The 17,666-nt window shown below is 50.7% G+C and carries 18 protein-coding genes; 9 read left to right on the top strand and 9 right to left on the bottom strand.

All coding sequences use genetic code 11. From position 1 onward, the window contains the following. Window positions 1-104: 104 nt before the first annotated feature. The 4 genes from speA to TK45_RS13960 all read left to right on the top strand — a co-directional run bounded on the left by speA (window position 105) and on the right by TK45_RS13960 (window position 4,849). Window positions 105-2,051 carry a biosynthetic arginine decarboxylase gene (gene speA, locus TK45_RS13975; protein ID WP_131259460.1) on the top strand — a complete coding sequence of 649 codons (1,947 nt, stop codon included), beginning with the start codon at window positions 105-107 and terminating at the stop codon, window positions 2,049-2,051. Window positions 2,052-2,166: 115 nt separating this feature from the next. After that, window positions 2,167-3,501 carry a DNA-3-methyladenine glycosylase 2 family protein gene (locus TK45_RS13970; RefSeq protein ID WP_131259459.1) on the top strand — a complete coding sequence of 445 codons (1,335 nt, stop codon included), beginning with the start codon at window positions 2,167-2,169 and terminating at the stop codon, window positions 3,499-3,501. Further along, a complete protein-coding gene (locus TK45_RS13965) occupies window positions 3,498-3,947 on the top strand; it encodes a methylated-DNA--[protein]-cysteine S-methyltransferase (protein ID WP_131259458.1) in 450 nt (149 codons plus the stop codon). Before TK45_RS13970 ends, TK45_RS13965 begins: the two co-directional genes overlap by 4 nt. After that, window positions 3,944-4,849, top strand: a complete 906-nt coding sequence (locus TK45_RS13960) for a DMT family transporter (RefSeq protein ID WP_131259457.1) — start codon at window positions 3,944-3,946, stop codon at window positions 4,847-4,849. The genes TK45_RS13965 and TK45_RS13960 overlap by 4 nt, the downstream gene beginning before the upstream one ends. On the opposite strand, the gene TK45_RS13955 is transcribed toward TK45_RS13960, so the two are convergent. Further along, the gene (locus tag TK45_RS13955; protein WP_131259456.1) at window positions 4,812-6,344 is read right to left on the bottom strand and encodes a diguanylate cyclase domain-containing protein; all 1,533 of its coding nucleotides are present in this window, start codon (window positions 6,342-6,344) and stop codon (window positions 4,812-4,814) included. The genes TK45_RS13960 and TK45_RS13955 overlap by 38 nt on opposite strands. A 51-nt stretch (window positions 6,345-6,395) precedes the next feature. Here TK45_RS13955 and glmU point away from each other — a divergent pair, with 51 nt between their 5' ends. From glmU to moeA, 4 genes are all read left to right on the top strand, one after another. Further along, window positions 6,396-7,757, top strand: coding sequence for a bifunctional UDP-N-acetylglucosamine diphosphorylase/glucosamine-1-phosphate N-acetyltransferase GlmU (gene glmU, locus TK45_RS13950; protein WP_131259455.1), 1,362 nt, complete (start codon window positions 6,396-6,398; stop codon window positions 7,755-7,757). 142 nt (window positions 7,758-7,899) lie between these two features. Then, complete coding sequence (locus tag TK45_RS13945; protein WP_131259454.1) at window positions 7,900-8,685, top strand: DeoR/GlpR family DNA-binding transcription regulator; 786 nt, start codon at window positions 7,900-7,902, stop codon at window positions 8,683-8,685. 4 nt (window positions 8,686-8,689) lie between these two features. After that, window positions 8,690-10,522: a glutamine--fructose-6-phosphate transaminase (isomerizing) gene (gene glmS / locus TK45_RS13940; protein WP_131259453.1), complete on the top strand. Its 1,833-nt coding sequence runs from the start codon at window positions 8,690-8,692 to the stop codon at window positions 10,520-10,522. Between the two features lie 93 nt (window positions 10,523-10,615). Continuing rightward, window positions 10,616-11,857: a molybdopterin molybdotransferase MoeA gene (gene moeA, locus TK45_RS13935; RefSeq protein ID WP_131259452.1), complete on the top strand. Its 1,242-nt coding sequence runs from the start codon at window positions 10,616-10,618 to the stop codon at window positions 11,855-11,857. Here moeA and TK45_RS13930 read toward each other — a convergent pair. From TK45_RS13930 to moaA, 5 genes are read right to left on the bottom strand one after another with little or no spacing between them, the layout of a single operon-like run. Then, window positions 11,850-12,308 (bottom strand): molybdenum cofactor biosynthesis protein MoaE, encoded by a 459-nt coding sequence (locus TK45_RS13930; RefSeq protein WP_131259451.1) that lies wholly within the window; start codon window positions 12,306-12,308, stop codon window positions 11,850-11,852. The two genes, moeA and TK45_RS13930, sit on opposite strands and share 8 nt — an antisense overlap. Before the next feature lies 1 nt (window position 12,309). Continuing rightward, on the bottom strand, window positions 12,310-12,558 hold the full coding sequence (moaD, locus tag TK45_RS13925) for a molybdopterin converting factor subunit 1 (protein ID WP_131259450.1): 249 nt from the start codon (window positions 12,556-12,558) through the stop codon (window positions 12,310-12,312). Continuing rightward, window positions 12,548-13,030, bottom strand: a complete 483-nt coding sequence (gene moaC / locus TK45_RS13920) for a cyclic pyranopterin monophosphate synthase MoaC (RefSeq protein ID WP_131259449.1) — start codon at window positions 13,028-13,030, stop codon at window positions 12,548-12,550. Before moaC ends, moaD begins: the two co-directional genes overlap by 11 nt. Then, the gene (moaB, locus tag TK45_RS13915; protein ID WP_131259448.1) at window positions 13,027-13,548 is read right to left on the bottom strand and encodes a molybdenum cofactor biosynthesis protein B; all 522 of its coding nucleotides are present in this window, start codon (window positions 13,546-13,548) and stop codon (window positions 13,027-13,029) included. Before moaB ends, moaC begins: the two co-directional genes overlap by 4 nt. Window positions 13,549-13,576: 28 nt before the next feature. Then, the gene (gene moaA / locus TK45_RS13910) at window positions 13,577-14,545 is read right to left on the bottom strand and encodes a GTP 3',8-cyclase MoaA (protein ID WP_131259447.1); all 969 of its coding nucleotides are present in this window, start codon (window positions 14,543-14,545) and stop codon (window positions 13,577-13,579) included. Between the two features lie 166 nt (window positions 14,546-14,711). Here moaA and TK45_RS13905 point away from each other — a divergent pair, with 166 nt between their 5' ends. Continuing rightward, window positions 14,712-15,467, top strand: coding sequence for a molybdopterin-synthase adenylyltransferase MoeB (locus TK45_RS13905; RefSeq protein ID WP_131259446.1), 756 nt, complete (start codon window positions 14,712-14,714; stop codon window positions 15,465-15,467). 14 nt (window positions 15,468-15,481) lie between these two features. On the opposite strand, the gene TK45_RS13900 is transcribed toward TK45_RS13905, so the two are convergent. Genes TK45_RS13900 through modA form a run of 3 tightly spaced genes read right to left on the bottom strand, consistent with a single transcriptional unit; the run spans window position 15,482 to window position 17,596 of the window. Further along, on the bottom strand, window positions 15,482-16,177 hold the full coding sequence (locus tag TK45_RS13900; protein WP_165490793.1) for an ATP-binding cassette domain-containing protein: 696 nt from the start codon (window positions 16,175-16,177) through the stop codon (window positions 15,482-15,484). Then, window positions 16,170-16,859, bottom strand: coding sequence for a molybdate ABC transporter permease subunit (modB, locus tag TK45_RS13895; protein WP_131259444.1), 690 nt, complete (start codon window positions 16,857-16,859; stop codon window positions 16,170-16,172). Before modB ends, TK45_RS13900 begins: the two co-directional genes overlap by 8 nt. After that, window positions 16,856-17,596, bottom strand: coding sequence for a molybdate ABC transporter substrate-binding protein (gene modA / locus TK45_RS13890; protein WP_131259443.1), 741 nt, complete (start codon window positions 17,594-17,596; stop codon window positions 16,856-16,858). Before modA ends, modB begins: the two co-directional genes overlap by 4 nt. Between the last annotated feature and the right edge of the window lie 70 nt (window positions 17,597-17,666).

Genomic DNA, 17,666 nt, shown 5'->3' with positions numbered 1-17,666 from the left:
AATCAGCAATAAATCAGGTAATTAACCGTTGAAAAGTGTCTTTCAGCTAAAAATGATGCAAAAAAATTGAATATTTATTAAGTGATCGGACAAGAACCACTATAATGCGCAAAAATTTTTATCTGTATGCGGAGAAGCAAACATTGGCAAAGTGGAGTATTGACGACGCAGAGCGTCTATACAGCGTAAAACGCTGGGGTGGTGGTTATTTTGAAGTTGGCCCGAATGGCAATTTGCATGTGACACCAGACCCTTCCAATACGGAGATGCGCATTGATATCCAGGATGTCATCGATGAGATCAAGGAAGAGGGCATTCAGTTTCCGGTAGTGGTGCGTTTCCATGACATCTTGCGCTCGCAGGTTGCCCAATTAAACAAGGCGTTTCGCCACAACATTCAGGAATCTGGTTTCCAGGGTAAGTACATGGGTGTGTACCCGGTCAAAGTAAACCAGATGCGCGAAGTAGTGGAAGAAATCGTTGAGGCCGGTGAAGAGTACAATTATGGCTTAGAAGCAGGCTCAAAAGCCGAGCTGCTGGCAGTGCTGGCCTATAACGTTAATGAGGACTCACTAACCATCCTCAATGGCTACAAAGACGAAGAGTTTATGCGTCTGGCATTGCTGGGCCGTAAGCTGGGTCGCAAGATCATTGTGGTGGTGGAAAAATTCTCTGAGCTGATCTCGCTGGTGAAAATCGCCAAAGAACTGAAAATCGATCCGATGATTGGTTTACGTTCCAAAATGACGGTAAAAGGCCGTGGTAAATGGGAGAGTTCCGGCGGTGACCGTGCCAAGTTCGGTTTAACCATTGCGGAAATTATTAACGCGGCTCGTTACCTGCAGGAAAACGACATGATTCACTGTCTGAATCTGTTGCATTTCCATATTGGTAGCCAGTTGACTGACATTCGTTCCGTTAAAGAAGCCGTGGCAGAAGGCGCACAAATTTACGCCGAAATGTACCGTATGGGCTTTAAACTGGACTACATCGATGTAGGTGGCGGCCTGGGTATTGACTATGACGGCAGTCAGTCAACCAGTGAGTCATCGCGCAACTACACCATGCAGGAATATGTTGCAGACGTGGTGTATGGCATTAAAGAAGTATGCGATCTGGAAAAAGTGCCACATCCGAATCTGGTTAGTGAGAGTGGCCGGGCAATCACTGCCCATCACAGCTGCGTGATTACCCAGATTGTGGGTGAAATCAAAGCCAATAATGCCGAATTCGATACCTCGCCAGAAGACGATGAACATGTGCTGGTGCGCAATATGCGTGAACTAATCAGCGCGTTGGCCGAAGGGGGCAGTCTGCAGGAAGTGTTTAATGATGCGTCTCAGTATAAAGAGCAGGCATTGTCTGCATTTAAACTGCGCGTAGTGTCATTAAACGAGCTGGCCAAGATTGAAACGCTTTACTGGCAGATTATGTCAGAACTGCATGAGCGTATGGCGGATGAAGACTTTATCCCGGAAGAAATGCAGGAGCTGGATTATGCGCTGTCATCTCAGTATCTGTGTAATTTCTCGGTGTTTCAGTCTGCCGCTGATACCTGGGCCATCGATCAGGTATTGCCGGTCATTCCGTTACAGCGAATGAACGAACGCCCTACTGTGAATGTGTCGCTGGTGGATATTACCTGTGACAGTGACGGTAAGATTGACCAGTTTGTGTGTGAGTCCGGCATCAGCGATGTTATCCCGATGCACAAGCTGAAGAAAAATCAGGATTACTTTATTGGTATGTTCCTGACCGGTGCGTATCAGGACGTGATGGGTGATATGCATAACTTGTTTGGTCGTCTGAACGAAGTGCATATTTACAGTTATGACGATGACCCGCAGGATTTCTATATTGAAGAAATCGTTAAAGGCTCATCGGTCAATGACGTGTTATCTATCATGCAATATCACCCGCCAACCATGGCTCAACAGGTCAAGCGCCTGATTGATAAGAAAGTTTCGAAAGGTGAGATTAAACCGCGCGAAGGGGTGAAGTGGACAGATTTCTATGAAAACTGTCTGGATGGATATACCTACCTGAAATAACAATACAGGCCAGCGCAAGCTGGCCTTTTTGTTTTTAATTGAGTGCCGATTTGTGCGCACCTTCACAGCATAAACCCGATACACTAGTCAGCATGTTAATCAGTGTGAGTGTGATGTGTTGGAACAGTACCAACAGGCCAGACTATCGCGGGACAAGCGCTTCGATGGTCGATTTGTGGTGGCGGTGTTAACCACAGGGATTTTCTGTCGGCCGATTTGTCCGGCGCGCTTACCTAAAGAAGACAACGTGCGCTATTACCCCTTGCCGGAACAAGCCATGCAGGCGGGATTTCGCCCTTGTCTGCGCTGCCGCCCGGATGCTGCGCCGCAGTCTTATGCCTGGTTGGGTAATCAAACAACAGTGCAACGGGCCTTGCGCCTGCTGCGTAACCAGCCTGAGCAAACCCTGTCTGATTTGACAGCCAGGCTGGGTATTAGTGAGCGTTATTTGCGAAGTCTGTTCCAGCGGTATGTAGGACTGTCGCCGCAAGCATATCAGATCAATCAACGTTTGCTGTTGGCTAAACAATTGTTACAGCAAACAGCGTTGAGTATTGATGCGATTGCACTGGCTTGTGGGTTTTCGGCGGCCCGTGGTCTGCAACAGCAGTTTAAGCGTCGATTTGCGCTGACACCCAGTCAGTGCCGCACTGAAAAAAACCTTCCAGCAGATGCAGTTCATCTGTTTATATCCTGCAGTGCGGGTTATCACTGGCCGTTCGTGCGGGCGTTTTTGGCAAAACGTGCGGTAAGTGCAGTGGAAACGGTGACTGATAACAGTTATCAACGGGTTGTCCGTGCCGGAGATGATGTGGTCACGCTAACAGCCACCTATGACCCGCAGAAGAATGGCTTTCAACTGATGCTGATGTTAAGGGATGCAACCACATTGCCGGCGATGTTGGCCAATGTGCGACGCGTACTGGATTGCGATGCCCCCAGCGATATTATTCGCCAGGCGCTGCAACACGCGGGGCTGAAGGATATGGCATTGCAGGATGTCGTACGCATACCTGGCGTCTGGAGTGTGTTCGAAGCGGGATGCCGCGCAATTTTAGGTCAGCAGGTGTCATTAACTGCGGCAGTTAAGCTACTGAATCAATTGGTTAATTTGTGTATGCCCTGTAGCGGATTTCCGACCCCGCAACAGGTATTGGCCTGTGATATCCAACAGCTAAGGATGCCAGAAGCAAGAAAGCGCGCCCTGCGGGATTTTGCCAGCCTGGCCGCGTCGGCTAGCGAAGAACAAATCATGGCAACTATGTGTGAGATTAAAGGCATTGGTCCGTGGACTCGTCAGTATGTGATGTTACGGGGATGCAGTGAGCCGGATATCTGGTTGGAGAATGATTTAGTGATAAAAAAACAGGTTAAGCACCTTGGAGTGAATGCGGCGAACTGCTCTCCTTGGCGAAGTTATCTGACCTTACAATTGTGGAGTCTGGCATGAATTACGAATTTTGGCTCAGTCCACTGGGACTGATGCGGGTGGATGCCAATGAGAACGGTATATGCGCTATCTGGTTTGATCCCGACGAGCATGTTTTAGAGCGTCCCAGTACGTTGACCTCAAACGCGGTCAAGCAATTAAGCGAATATTTTGCCGGTCAGCGTCGTGATTTTTCCCTGCCACTGGCCGCGCAAGGGACGCCTTTCCAACAGCGGGTCTGGCAGACTTTGCAGACGATTGGTTATGGAGAAACCAGCACCTACGGTCAAATGGCCTGTCAACTGGGTAACCCAAATGCAATGCGGGCCGTGGGCGCAGCAAATGGTAAAAATCCGATCAGTATTGTGGTGCCGTGCCACCGGGTGATTGGTGCCAATGGTACCCTGACGGGTTACGCGGGTGGCTTAACGCGCAAACAATATTTGCTGGATTTGGAACAGGCATGAAGCTTAGCTGGCAATTAAAATTGCTGCTCCTCGGCGCATTATGGGGCGGTTCGTTTTTGTTTATGCGTGAAACCGGGGCTGAATTGGGTCCATTTGCGCTGATTTTCTTACGTTGTGGCTTAGCCGTATTGGTGCTGTTACCTGTCATTATTCAGCGCCGCGCAGTGAAAGGATGTCTGCAGCACTGGAAGCACCTGAGTATTCTGGGTTTAACCAACACCGCGATTCCGTTTTGTCTGTTTGCATGGGCGACTCCTCAGCTCGGTGCAGGCTATACCTCAATCATTAATGCCTGTGCGCCGTTTTTTGCTGCGCTAATCGGCTTTGTGTGGCTACGGGAAACTCTGGGATTGTCTGCAATTGCGGGCTTGATTATGGGGTTTGCCGGGGTGGTGGTGTTAGCGGCGGGTAAGATTCACGGTACCGGTGAGGACAGTCTTTATGCGATTGGTGCGGCACTGTGCGCCACCGGGCTATACGGTTGGTCAGCGAATTTCACCCGACGTCATTTGCAGGACTTGCCATCACTACAAATTGCTGTCGGCAGTATGTTTTATGCCACGCTGGCACTTTTACCCTTTGCATTAGCATATTGGCCAACGCAGCCGATCAGTTATACCCAATGGTGGCAGGTGGCTATGCTGGCAATTGGCTGTACAGGCATTGCTTATATCTTGTTTTACTCGTTGGTGGCCGAGCAGGGCATTACAACAGCGATGTCAGTAACCTATCTGGTACCGGTATTTGGTACCTTATGGGGCGTGTTATTTGTGAGTGAACAGATTTCTGCGCTGACCTTTGCTGGCGGCGCAATGATCTTGGCGGGTATTGCCCTTAACCGTAGTCGCCGATTGCAAGGTGTGCTTAGCCGTCGCTTCGGGAGCCGTCGCTTCGGGAGTTGATATTTGCGCTGACAACCTGATTGCGTCCGTTACGTTTGGCCTGGTACATGGCCTGATCGGCCTGTTCAAACAGCAGGCTCAGCCCGTCATCGCTGCGACGGCTATGGCTGACGCCAAAACTGGCGGTAACCCGGACCCGGGATTTGGGCAGTTCGGTGGAATGGTGCTGCAAGGCGACACAACAACGCGTTGCCACCTCCATTGCGTGTTGGTGATTTGCCTCGGGTAAAATGAATAAAAATTCTTCGCCGCCCCAACGACCAAATAATCCCTCTGCCTGCATATTCTCACTGAACAGGCGGGTGATATTTAACAGCACCTGATCGCCCGCATTGTGCCCATAGGTGTCGTTGATTTGTTTAAAGTTGTCGATATCGACGACGATCAACGCGATCTCCCGGCAATCTGGCCGAATCTGCGCGAAGTATTGTTCCAGTTGGCTGCGGTTAGGTAAATTTGTCAGCGGATCGATATTAATCCGGTTGGATAATTGCTGGTAATACAACGAGAGGATCTTCTGAATCAGTTTAAACAGCACAATCAGACCTATCATGGTCAGTAGCGCGTATAACATAAACGCTTTACTGGCCGCATGCTGACGCGGTGCCAGCGGTGTCACAATGAAAAGTCGCCAATCCAGGCTTTCTAAGGTGAATTCTGAAATAAGCAGGTCACCACCCGAACTGTTGACCAGATGACTTCTGTCTTCGCTGGTATTGGCTAACTGCTCAAACTGGGCATACCAGGACAGTTGGCTAAGGGATTTGAATTCGAGGTTTTCTGGCAGCAGCTCATGGCGGGATGACAGTACGATTTCGCCACGATTATTGGCAAACACAAACTCGTGCCCATATTTTTGACGAAATTGTTCAAAGGCCTGTAAAAACTCACCCAGTCCTTTGCCCACTCCTGCGAAGCCACGAAACTCACCGTTGATGCCGGTTTGACGAACATCGATGTAAAGGTGTACATCGGCCTGTTTGCCCAATACTGCCTGCACATCCAACGGACGATCTTTAAAATCAAAATACCAGTACACTTCACCGGGAATAAGATCGAATACGGTTCCATCTGAATTATATTGTTTTCGGCTACCCTCGTGGGCCAGATAGAATTCCAGATTAAATAACTTTGCGTAATTTTGCAGGGCAGCAACGACCTGGCTTTCATCGGGTGTGTCTGAGGCGAAAAACTCGTCATAGATGCCGATGGTGCCGAGCGTTTTGGCTATATGCAACGGCGCGATCAGCTGTTCTTCGACCAGGGTAAATACGGGGGAGATGGATTGTTGCTGCTGCTGGCTTTGATTGGCCGCCATGTTGCGCACGAACAGGATGGAAGCAATGACAACGCACAAAATCAGACATAACACGAAAACAATGCCTGCCTGCTTGGTTAAGCGATAGCGTCTCACGCGTCCCTCGAATCCTTCCTGATTAAAATTCCAACAGAGTGTGCCACAGGCATCGGCATTTCCAAAATATTCTGGCTGCATCCACGCCAGAAATTGATAACATACCCAGAGTGAAGGAATTAAGGATTTGATATGGCGTTTTCAGTTGTGATTCTGGCAGCCGGTAAAGGCACCCGCATGCGTTCAGCGCTGCCAAAGGTATTACATCCCCTGGCAGGCAAGCCGATGGTTCAGCATATTATCGACACAGTACAGCAACTGGGTGCGGATAATATTCATCTGGTTTATGGCCATGGTGCCGACCAGCTGAAAGCAGCGTTGGCACACAATGATCTCAATTGGTGCCTGCAGGCAGAGCAACTGGGAACGGGCCATGCGGTGCAGCAAGCTGTCCCGGCTATCGGTGACGATGAAGACGTGTTGATTTTGGTCGGCGACGCACCATTGATTAAGCGCGAAACGTTAGAACAATTATTAAAAGTGAAACAACAAGCGGATATCGCGTTGCTGACTGTCGAGTTGGATGATCCAACGGGTATGGGGCGCATTATTCGTGACGGCGATAACATTACCGCGATTGTTGAACATAAAGATGCAACCGATGCGCAGCGTCAAATTCGCGAGATTAATACCGGCATGATGATTATGGCTGGGCGCGATCTGAAAGCCTGGTTATCGGGCTTATCGAATAATAACGCGCAAGGCGAATACTACCTGACGGATGTAATTGGTATGGCTGCCGAACAGGGCAAAACCATTAAGGCTGCGCATCCCAGCAGTGCGATTGAAGTGGAAGGCGTTAACAACCGTCTGCAGCTGAGTCGCTTAGAGCGTGCTTATCAGATAGAGCATGCACAGGATTTATTGCTGGCAGGGGTGACGTTGCGCGACCCAGCTCGTTTCGATTTGCGTGGTGAATTAACCCATGGCGAAGACGTGGTTATCGATATCAACGTGATTATCGAGGGTAAAGTAAGCCTGGGTAACAATGTGGTGATTGGACCCAATTGTGTACTGAAAAACGCGGTGATTGGCGATGGTAGTGTGATTGAAGCCAATAGCATCATCGAAGATGCGAATGTGGCAGCACAGTGCAATGTTGGCCCGTTTGCGCGCTTACGCCCCGGCGCAGTGCTGCATGACAAAGCCAAGGTCGGTAATTTCGTTGAAATGAAGAAATCTGTATTAGGTAAGGGCTCCAAAGCCAATCATTTAACTTACCTTGGCGATGCTGTAGTTGGTGAGGGCGCAAATATCGGTGCAGGCACGATTACGTGTAACTACGATGGTGTAAACAAATCAAAAACCGAAATCGGTGATGGTGCCTTTATTGGCTCTAATTCTTCGTTGGTGGCACCTGTATCCATCGGCGCCATGGCAACGGTAGGGGCTGGCTCTGTGGTCACCAGTAGTGTCGCGGACGGTCAACTAGCGGTGGCACGGGGTAAGCAGCGCAACATTGATGGTTGGCAGCGACCGAAAAAACGAAACTAAATGTCAATTTGAAGTATAAAAAGCCATACCTATGTATGGCTTTTTTGTTGGAATTTCACTCGAATTTCGAATAAAAAGATTGCTTACGAAAGCTGTGTGCAGGAAAATGAAACTTCGAAACGAAGTTAAGTTTCAAAACGAAATGAGAGACGCTACCAAACGCCACCAATTTATTCTCGCTAAGCTCCAGTCTGAACATCAGGTGTCAGTGGATTCGCTCGCCCAAGCGATGCGAACCTCTGAAGTTACTGTGCGCAAGGATCTCAATGTACTGGAAAAGCAGGGCTTGCTGGTGCGTCGCTATGGTGGTGCTCAGTTGGTCGAAGGTAGCAACATTGCACCCGTCGACGTAGCGGACCATGAAGTTCCGAACCGAAAGAATGAAATTGCACTGTGTGCGTTGGAGTTAATACCTGATGGCGCACGGATTGTACTCGATGGTGGTAGCACCGTTGGCGCCCTAATACCCTTGCTGGCAAAGCGCAGAGGGCTGGTCATTATGACCAACTCCCCACAGGCGGCCAGTAAACTGGTGGAGTTGGAATCTGAACCAACGGTACTGATGACAGGTGGCACATGGGATGCCACGTCCCGCTCGCTGCAAGGCAAAATGGCTGAGCGTGTTTTACGTGAGTACGATTTTGATCTGGCGTTTGTCGGTGCTTCGGGTATCGATACCGAACGCGGTACCACCACTTATAATGAACTGTTTGGTCTGACCCGGGTGATGGCGGATGTGGCCAGTAAAGTGGTGGTGATGGCTGGCAGCGATAAGCTGGATAAAAAAATGCCCAATCTGGAATTGGGCTGGAACCATATCGATGTGCTGGTGACAGATTCTCAATTGTCGCCAGTTGCGAAACAAAGTATTGAATCTAAACGAGTGACGGTGCTGTGCGCCAACCACTCTGGCAAAGAAACGGAGTAATGTTATGTGTGGAATCGTAGGTGCGGTCGCTGAGCGCAACGTAGTAGAAATCCTTTTAGAGGGCTTGCGCCGTCTGGAATATCGCGGCTATGACTCAGCCGGCGTAGCATTGCTGAACGATCAGCAGGAGCTGATCCGCGTGCGTCGTACCGGTAAAGTTCAGGAGCTGGCCGATGCCATTGCGCAAAACCCGGTACGTGGCAGTGTCGGCATTGCCCATACCCGTTGGGCAACCCACGGTGGGGTGACGGAAGCTAACGCGCATCCACACTTTTCTGGTGAACGCGTAGCCGTAGTACACAACGGTATTATCGAGAATTATCAGTCCCTTAGAGCTACACAGCGCGAAGCGGGTTACACCTTTAGTTCAGATACTGATACCGAATCCATTGCCCACCAGGTAGATAGCATGCTTAACAAAGGCCATAGCTTGCTGGCGGCGGTACAGGAAGCGGTGAAAACCTTCCACGGCGCGTATGGCACTGTGGTAATGGACAAGCAGGATCCGGAGCGTGTAGTGGTGGCTCGTTCAGGTTCGCCATTGGTTATTGGACTGGGCATTGGTGAAAACTTTATTGCGTCCGACCAGTTAGCGCTGTTACCTGTGACGCGTCGTTTCATTTTCCTCGAAGAGGGCGACGTTGCAGAAATCACCCGAACCACCGTATCGGTGTTCGATAAAGACGGTAATGCAGTCCAGCGTGAAGTGATCGAGTCAAACATCCAGCACGACGCCGGTGATAAAGCGGGTTACCGTCACTATATGCTCAAAGAGATTCACGAGCAGCCAGTAGTGGTGCGCAATACGCTGCAAGGGCGTTTAACCGACACCGGTCTGAACACAGATATTTTTGGTCCCAATGCGGATGAAATCCTCGCTAAGGTCAAACACGTGCAGATTATTGCCTGTGGTACCAGTTATCACTCTGGCATGGTTGCGCGTTACTGGCTGGAACAGTATGCCAATGTATCCTGTAACGTTGAGATTGCCTCCGAATTCCGCTATCGCAAGTCGTTTGTACACCCAAACAGCCTGCTGGTAACGATTTCTCAATCGGGTGAAACTGCCGATACGCTGGCGGCCTTGCGCCTGGCTAAAGAGCAAGGCTATATGGCCAGCCTGACGATCTGTAACGTCCCGGGTTCTTCGCTGGTACGTGAATCAGATCTGGCATTTATGACCATGGCAGGTGCGGAAATCGGTGTGGCATCGACCAAAGCCTTTACCACCCAGTTAACCGGCTTATTGATGCTGACGATGGCGTTAGGTCAGGCTAACGGCATGAGCGATGCTACCCGCGATGCTGCGGTAAAAGCACTGCATGCACTGCCTGCCAAGCTGGAAGAGACATTATCTCTGAGCAATGAGATTGAAGGCCTGGCGGAAGAGTTTGCAGATAAACACCATGCGTTGTTCCTTGGTCGAGGCGACCAATATCCGATTGCGATGGAAGGTGCGCTGAAGCTCAAAGAAATTTCTTATATTCACGCCGAAGCCTATGCGTCGGGCGAGTTGAAGCACGGACCGTTGGCATTGATCGATGATGAAATGCCGGTCATTGTGGTCGCACCAAACAATGAGTTGTTGGAAAAACTCAAGTCTAACGTGGAAGAAGTGCGCGCCCGTGGCGGTATCATGTATGTGTTCGCCGATCGTGATGCCAACTTCGTCAGCGATGACACCATGCGTGTGATTAACGTACCGCATGTGGATGATATGATTGCACCGGTGATTTATACCCTGCCATTGCAGCTACTGTCCTATTATGTAGCGGTGATTAAAGGCACCGATGTGGATCAGCCGAGAAATCTGGCCAAATCCGTGACGGTAGAATAAAACGCAACAGGGCATCTTAACGATGCCCTTTTTTGTAGTGCTATTTGTCGGTGTGTATGCTCACGATAGAGACGGAATTGCGGAGAGTCGAAAATGACAGCAGCGTGTGATGCCAATGGACTATTGTCTCTGGAGGTGGCTAAACAGCGCCTGGATAATCTGGTTTCGCTGCCAAATGCGTTCATCGAGATTGCACTCGGGGAGGCAGTGGGCAGAGTACTGGCAACACCGGTAAACTCCCCTATCAACGTACCTGGCTTTGATAATTCGGCAATGGATGGTTATGCCGTTCGTGCCACCGATGTGGTGTCGGGGGCATCATTACGCTTGATTGGCAAAGCGTTAGCCGGACAACCCAGCGATTTGTGTGTCAGCGCGGGTGAATGTATCCGTATTACCACAGGCGCTAAAATGCCAGCGGGTGCCGATGCGGTGGTGATGCAGGAGCAGGCTGCGCGCACGGGTGAGTCTGTGCAATTTCAACAGGCGGCGACGGCCGGGCAGTTTGTACGTCGCGCCGGTGACGATATTAGCTGTGGTCAGGTGGTTCTGCCGGCTGGGCATAAGCTAAGCGCCATCGATATTGGCTTACTGACCTCTATTGGCATTGAGACGGTAACTGTGTGGCGCACCCCGACTGTGGCACTGTTTTCAACCGGTGATGAATTGCGCTTACCGGGCCAAAGCCTGCCCGATGGTTGCATCTATGATACCAACCGCCCGGCGCTGCGCGCGTTGTTGCAGCAAGCTGGCTTCGAGGTACTGGATTTGGGATTGATTGCCGATGATCCTGCAGCGATTCGTAACGCGTTATTGCGCGCCGATGCTGACGCCGATGTGATCATCACCTCCGGTGGGGTGTCGGTCGGTGAAGCGGATTTTGTGGGGCAAATTCTCGCAGAGTTGGGTGATATCGATAGCTGGAAGCTGGCGATTAAACCCGGCAAGCCAATGCTGTTCGGGCGTTTGCCGCAAAGCCTGTTCTTTGGGCTGCCGGGTAACCCGGTGTCTGCCATGGTGACCTTTTACCAGTTGGTATTGCCGTCGCTGCGTCGCATGAGCGGCCAACAACAACAGTTGCCCATGCGATTAAAAGCTACTGCCTCTGCAGGGCTGAAGAAGCAACCGGGAAGGACGGATTTTCAGCGTGGCATTTGTACCCAGGACCCGAATGGTGAATGGCAGGTAACGGCGTTGCCCAATCAAAGCTCGGGGGTACTGTCGTCCATTAGCCGCGCTAACTGCTTTATCGTGTTAGAGCGTGAGCGGGGCAATGTGGCGGCTGGTGAAACGGTATGGATTGAACCGTTCGATGCATATCTGCGGGCTATTTAGCCTGTTTATGCCAGCGGCTGGCGGCAATGTCGTCGCTGGATTTCGCTTCCAGCCAATGCTGTGTGTCACCACTAAGCTGTTTTTTCCAAAGGGGCGCGGTGGTTTTCAGGTTATCCATCAGAAACTCACAGGCGGCGAATGCTTCCGCCCGATGCTGACTGCTGACACCCACAAACACAATCTGCGCGTCTGCAGCTAGCTGTCCTATTCGGTGAACAATGCGGATATTGCCTAACGTCCAGCGTTGATGGGCCTGTTCACATAAGCTTTGCAGTGACTTTTCTGTCATGCCCGGATAGTGTTCAATCACTAGCGCATCGACCCGTTGCTGGCCTGCCATGTCGCGCACGATACCGCTAAACGTGACGATTGCACCGCAACCCGGGCTGGCCTGCTGCAGTGCTCGGTATTCCTCACCGACATCGAAATCTTCTGTTTGAATCAAGATCAACTTAACCCCCTGTCACAGGTGGAAAAAACGCGACTTCATCGCCCTCTGAGATGATTGCGTGATCCTGACAAAGGGTGTGATTGATAGCCGCCAGAGTGTTGCCATTGATTAATGCCAACCAGGCGTCGCCGTGGGCAGCGAGAGTGTGGCGCAGGGCAGCAATCGTACGCTCACCCTGATAGTCAAATTCGATATGTTCACAGCCCAGTTGTTCACGCAGCAAAGCGAAAAAGCGGATATTAATCTGCATCACGTGTCCACTCACCGTGGTTGCCGCCGGATTTGCTCATCACTTCAATTCCGCCAATCTGCATGTGTTTGTCGACGGCTTTGCACATGTCGAATAAGGTCAGCGCCGCCACACTAACCGCGGTAAGGGCTTCCATTTCCACCCCGGTGCTACCGGTTAATTTGCAGCTGGCCGTAATCCACACCTTATGATTGGCTGGGTCCAGTTCAAAGTTTACGGCGACTTTGCTCAGCATCAGCGGATGACACAAAGGAATAAGCTCACCACATCGCTTGGCTGCCTGAATACCGGCGATGCGCGCGGTGGTCAGCACATCACCTTTGGCTAATTGCTGTTGTTCGATCATGTGTAGTGTCGCAGGCTGCATTTTCACAAAGCCCCGCGCACTGGCCTCGCGTATGCTTGCCGGCTTATCACTGATGTCGACCATATTGGCCTGACCATGTTGGTCCAGATGGGTAAACGTACTCATTGGGCAGGCTTTTTCAGATTTGCAACAAAGTTACAGGGCCGATGGCGCGCGTCTAATTGTTCGGCGATGATATGCTGCCAGGCAGTTTTACATGCGCCACTGCTGCCAGGCATACAAAAAATAATGGTGCCGTTAGCCAGTCCGGCCAATGCGCGGGACTGAATGGTTGAAGAGCCAATGTCATCCACCGACACCTGTCTGAATAACTCACCGAAGCCTTCCACTTGTTTATCGAATAATGGCGCCATTGCTTCCGGAGTTGAGTCGCGGCCGGCGAAACCGGTTCCGCCGGTCATCAATACCGCCTGGATATTCTGGCTGGCAATGTGTGCTGATGCCAAAGCGCGGATTTGGTAGATATCATCGGGTACGATATGTTTGGCGACCACGAAATGGCCAGCATCGGTGGCGGCGGTGGCCAGATAACGTCCTGACGTATCGGTGTCCTCTGTGCGGGTATCTGAAATGGTCATTATCGCGATATTAAGGGGCACAAATGCGCTTTCGGTGTGACTCATATTATTCTCGTTTTGTCGTTTGATTAGGTTACCCACCCAGCATCGCAAAATGGCGCGTGGCGCCAGTTTGTCCGCTATGCAGGGCGTGGGTTTCGGGTTTGGTTTTGATGGCCTGCTTGATCAGTGCACAGGTGGCATCGGTATCTTCCGCTCTTAACGCGTCTCGCAAATCTACTCCGCGTTCGGCAAACAGACATAAATGTAACTGGCCATTAGACGAAACACGCAGACGATTACAGCTGTCACAGAAACCCGGTCGATAGGGGCGGATAACGCCAATGCGGCCAAGATAGTCAGGATGGGTGTATTCCTCGGCCGGGCCTGCATTGATTGCACGATCAAGCGGTTGCCAGCCGAGTTGACTAAGTTGGTCGACCAGACTGGTCGCGCCTAGATGTTGTGTTTCGAAAAAGGCGCGGTTGTCGGAGGTTTGCATCAGCTCGATAAACCGCCAGGTGACCGGCTTGGTTTGAATGTATTGCAGTAACGGTTGCCAGTCTGTCATGCGGAACTGGCGCAGCATCACCGTATTGATTTTGATGTTGCTAATGCTGGCGTCTATCGCGGCATCAACGCCCTGCAACACGCGAGATAATTTATCCTGCCCGGTAATAGCACCAAACTGACGGGGATCGAGGCTATCAATACTAATATTGACCGCATTGAGTCCTGCTTGCTGGAAACGTTGCACGTTTTTCGCCAGATTAAAGCCGTTGGTAGTCAATGCAACCTGCTCAATGCCCTTGCTCTGATGACATAAGCCGATAATGTCAGCCAAATCGTTGCGCAGTGCGGGTTCACCGCCTGTGATACGTACTTTGCGGGTGCCTAACCGGGCAAAGGCGCTGACGAGCGTATGAATTTCCGCCAGAGATAAATCCTGATGCAGGCTTGGTGTATTGCCATTAGGCAGGCAGTAAACACAACGAAAGTTGCAGCGGTCAGTGACTGACAGACGTAAATAATGAAACTGACGACCAAAACTATCTTCTAGCATGAAGGTACTCGGTAACCCGCTGTGAAACTAATAGGAATACTTTACCCTATTACAGACCGGCGATCTGCTGATTAACTTACGCCAAGGTGTTGATTGTCAGATCAGTCATGGGGTGTTACAAGGTCGGGTAATTGGGATGGCATACATATTAAGTCTGGAGTGAAGAGTGCAACAACTCAGCGAGAGTCAGGCGATGCGTTACGCACGGCAAGTTGCCCTGCCGGGCATGGATTTAGACGGCCAGGAAAAGTTGCTCAATGCCCATGTGGTGATAGTTGGAATGGGGGGGCTTGGTTGTAGTTGTGCGCAGATGCTGGCTGCGGCTGGTGTCGGGCATTTATCGCTGGTCGACGGCGATACGGTTTCGCGAAGTAATCTGTCGAGGCAGGTTCTGTTCAATCAGGCGCATCTAGAACAGCTCAAGGTGTGCGCCGCGCAAACCTTATTACGGGCGCTGAATCCGGATTTACGTCTGGATGTTTATGACCAATTCGCCAATGAAGCCCTGTTAGCGGAGTTGTTGGGTCAGGCCGATTTGCTGGTGGACTGTACCGATAATCGTGCAGTGCGAGAACAGATTAACCGTACAGCGCTGGCTGCGAATAAACCCTGGGTGTCCGGCGGCGCTATTCGCATGGAAGGGCAGGTAATGAGTTTTGTTCCAGCGGCGAACGCACCCTGCTATGGCTGTTACAGCCAGCTTTTCGGTGATACAGAATCGGGGTGCGCAGAGAATGGTGTGTTGACCCCCTTGGTTGGCATCATTGGCAGTATGCAGGCGTTAGAGGTAATTAAATTAATTTGTGGGCTGGGTACGATTCATATCGGCAAAATTCAGCATATCGACGGGCTTGCGGGGCAGTGGCGTGAACTCACGTTGCCTAAGCTAGCGAATTGCAAAGCATGCCAGCCAGTCTTATAAACCAACAGGAATAATCAGTCTTCTACCGTGATTAATGCCGGTTTAGCCATGGCATTGATGACGGTGTTGACTGGACCCTGCTTGATTAGCGCACCGTCTTCGATAATCAGCAGATGATCCGCCAGCGTTGCTATCTCACCCAAATGATGGCTGACGTAAAGTATGGGTAGATTAAAATTCTCACTGCGGTGTTTCAGGTGTTGCAGTATGCGCTGCTTACGTTCGCTATCCAGCGATGCCAATGGCTCATCCATCAACAAGAGTTGTGGTTTCGATAGTAGCGCGCAGGCTATAGCTACCCGTTGTTGCTCACCCAGGGATAATTCTGTTGGATAACGCTTCAGTAACTCCTGCAGCCCCAGCAATTCAATCAGCTCTTGCTGGTAGCCTGTATCTAATTGGGGTTGGCGCTGCTGCGCAAATGCTAAGTTTTGCGCAACATTCAGGTGACGAAGCAGGCTATTCTCCTGGAAAACATAACCTAAGCGGCGGCGATGCACTGGCATGCTGTCTCGCTGGCCGTGCCAACAAACTTGTCTGAATTGAATGGAACCGGTCTGTATCGGCATTAGGCCGGCAATGGCGCGCAATAAGGTGGTTTTACCGCAACCGGAAGGACCATAAATGGCAGTGATCCCGGTGTCGGCTATGCAAGTTTGAATGTTGAGCTGGAAGCGGCCTTGTCTCACACAGATATCAATATCAAGCACGTGCACCTCCGGTAAGACGCACCGGCTGCATGCTATACACGATCAATAACACAAAAAATGAAAACAACAGCAGCAGTGCCGACAAGCTGTGTGCCTGGGCGTAATTGAGCATTTCAACCTGATCATAGATATGAATCGACAATACCCGGGTTTCGGATGGGATGTTGCCACCGATCATTAAAATCACCCCAAACTCGCCCACAGTGTGAGCAAAACCCAAAATTGCGGCGCTGAGAAATCCCCGCATACTTAGCGGCAGCAGCACTGAGATAAAGCGTTTCATCGGACTGGCGCCCATGATTGCCGCGACTTCCAAAGGGCGTTGACCCACTTGTTCAAACGCCTGTTGAATCGGTTGAACCACAAAGGGTAAGGAGTAGAAAAGCGATGCAATCACCAAACCTGCAAAGGTAAATGGTAATAAACCGATGCCAAGTGTTTGGGTCAGTTGGCCCAAAGGTCCTTCCGGCCCCATTCCTATCAGCAGATAAAATCCCAGCACCGTTGGTGGCAATACCAATGGCAAGGCAACGAATGAGGACACCCATACACGCAAGTGGCTACGGGTAAACGCCAGCCATAGTGCTAGGGGCGTAGCAATCATTAGCAATATCAGGGTCACGATACTGGCTAGCTTGATCGTCAGCCAAATTGCATCCATGTCTGCCGTTGTCAGTGTCATGGTGATGACTCCGGAATTAAATAGCCAAGCTTGGTCAAACGAGACTGAGTCGCCGCGCTAAAGATAAAACGATAAAACTGTTTGCCCTTTTCAGTGTTTTCATTTTTAAGAATAACTATTCCTTGTTCTATGGCGGGGTAATCCGTCTCGGGTAACAGCATAAATTGTGAAGAGGGGATATCGGTTTTATCTATTAGCTGGGAATAGGCTACCAGACCGGCATCTGCGTTGCCGGAAGCGACATAAAGCAGTGCCTGCGATACATTTTCTGCCATAACAAGTTTATACATATCCGACTTTTTACTGGCATGTTTAAACAAGAATGATTGTGCTGCTGCGCCGTAAGGGGCAAATCGGGGATTAGCGATGGCAATTGTTGGTGATTGTTGCGCTGTGAATACCTGTTGAAGTGAGGTTAGACGTTCTATGCCAGGGGCAAACAGTGCCAGTTGTCCACGCGCATAAATAGCCAAACTGGATGGTTCTGCCAGCCCTAGCTCAACCAGTTTGCGTGGCTTCTGCATATCGGCGGAAAGAAATAGTTCGAATGGCGCGCCTTGCTTTATTTGCGCATATAGCTTGCCGGATGATGCGTGGCTTAGTACGACGGGAAATGGGTATTCGGCGACAAGGGTTTGCAGCGTCGGGTAAAAATTGGATGCTACGGCAATGCGCAAAGGGGCGGCGTTGACTCCCCACCCGGTAAGGCACAGAAATAACAGGCACAATAAACGCATTGGGGATCCACCCGAGAACTTTATCTTATACTGCCACAAACCCCGATGTTTGAGCGAGTGGCACGCCTGA

Origin of the sequence: Bowmanella sp. JS7-9 (assembly GCF_004329715.1) — a bacterium.
Classification (GTDB): Bacteria; Pseudomonadota; Gammaproteobacteria; order Enterobacterales; family Alteromonadaceae; genus Pseudobowmanella; species Pseudobowmanella zhangzhouensis.
The sequence above is the reverse complement of the archived record's forward strand: the minus strand, read 5'-3'. Positions and strand labels throughout refer to the sequence as shown.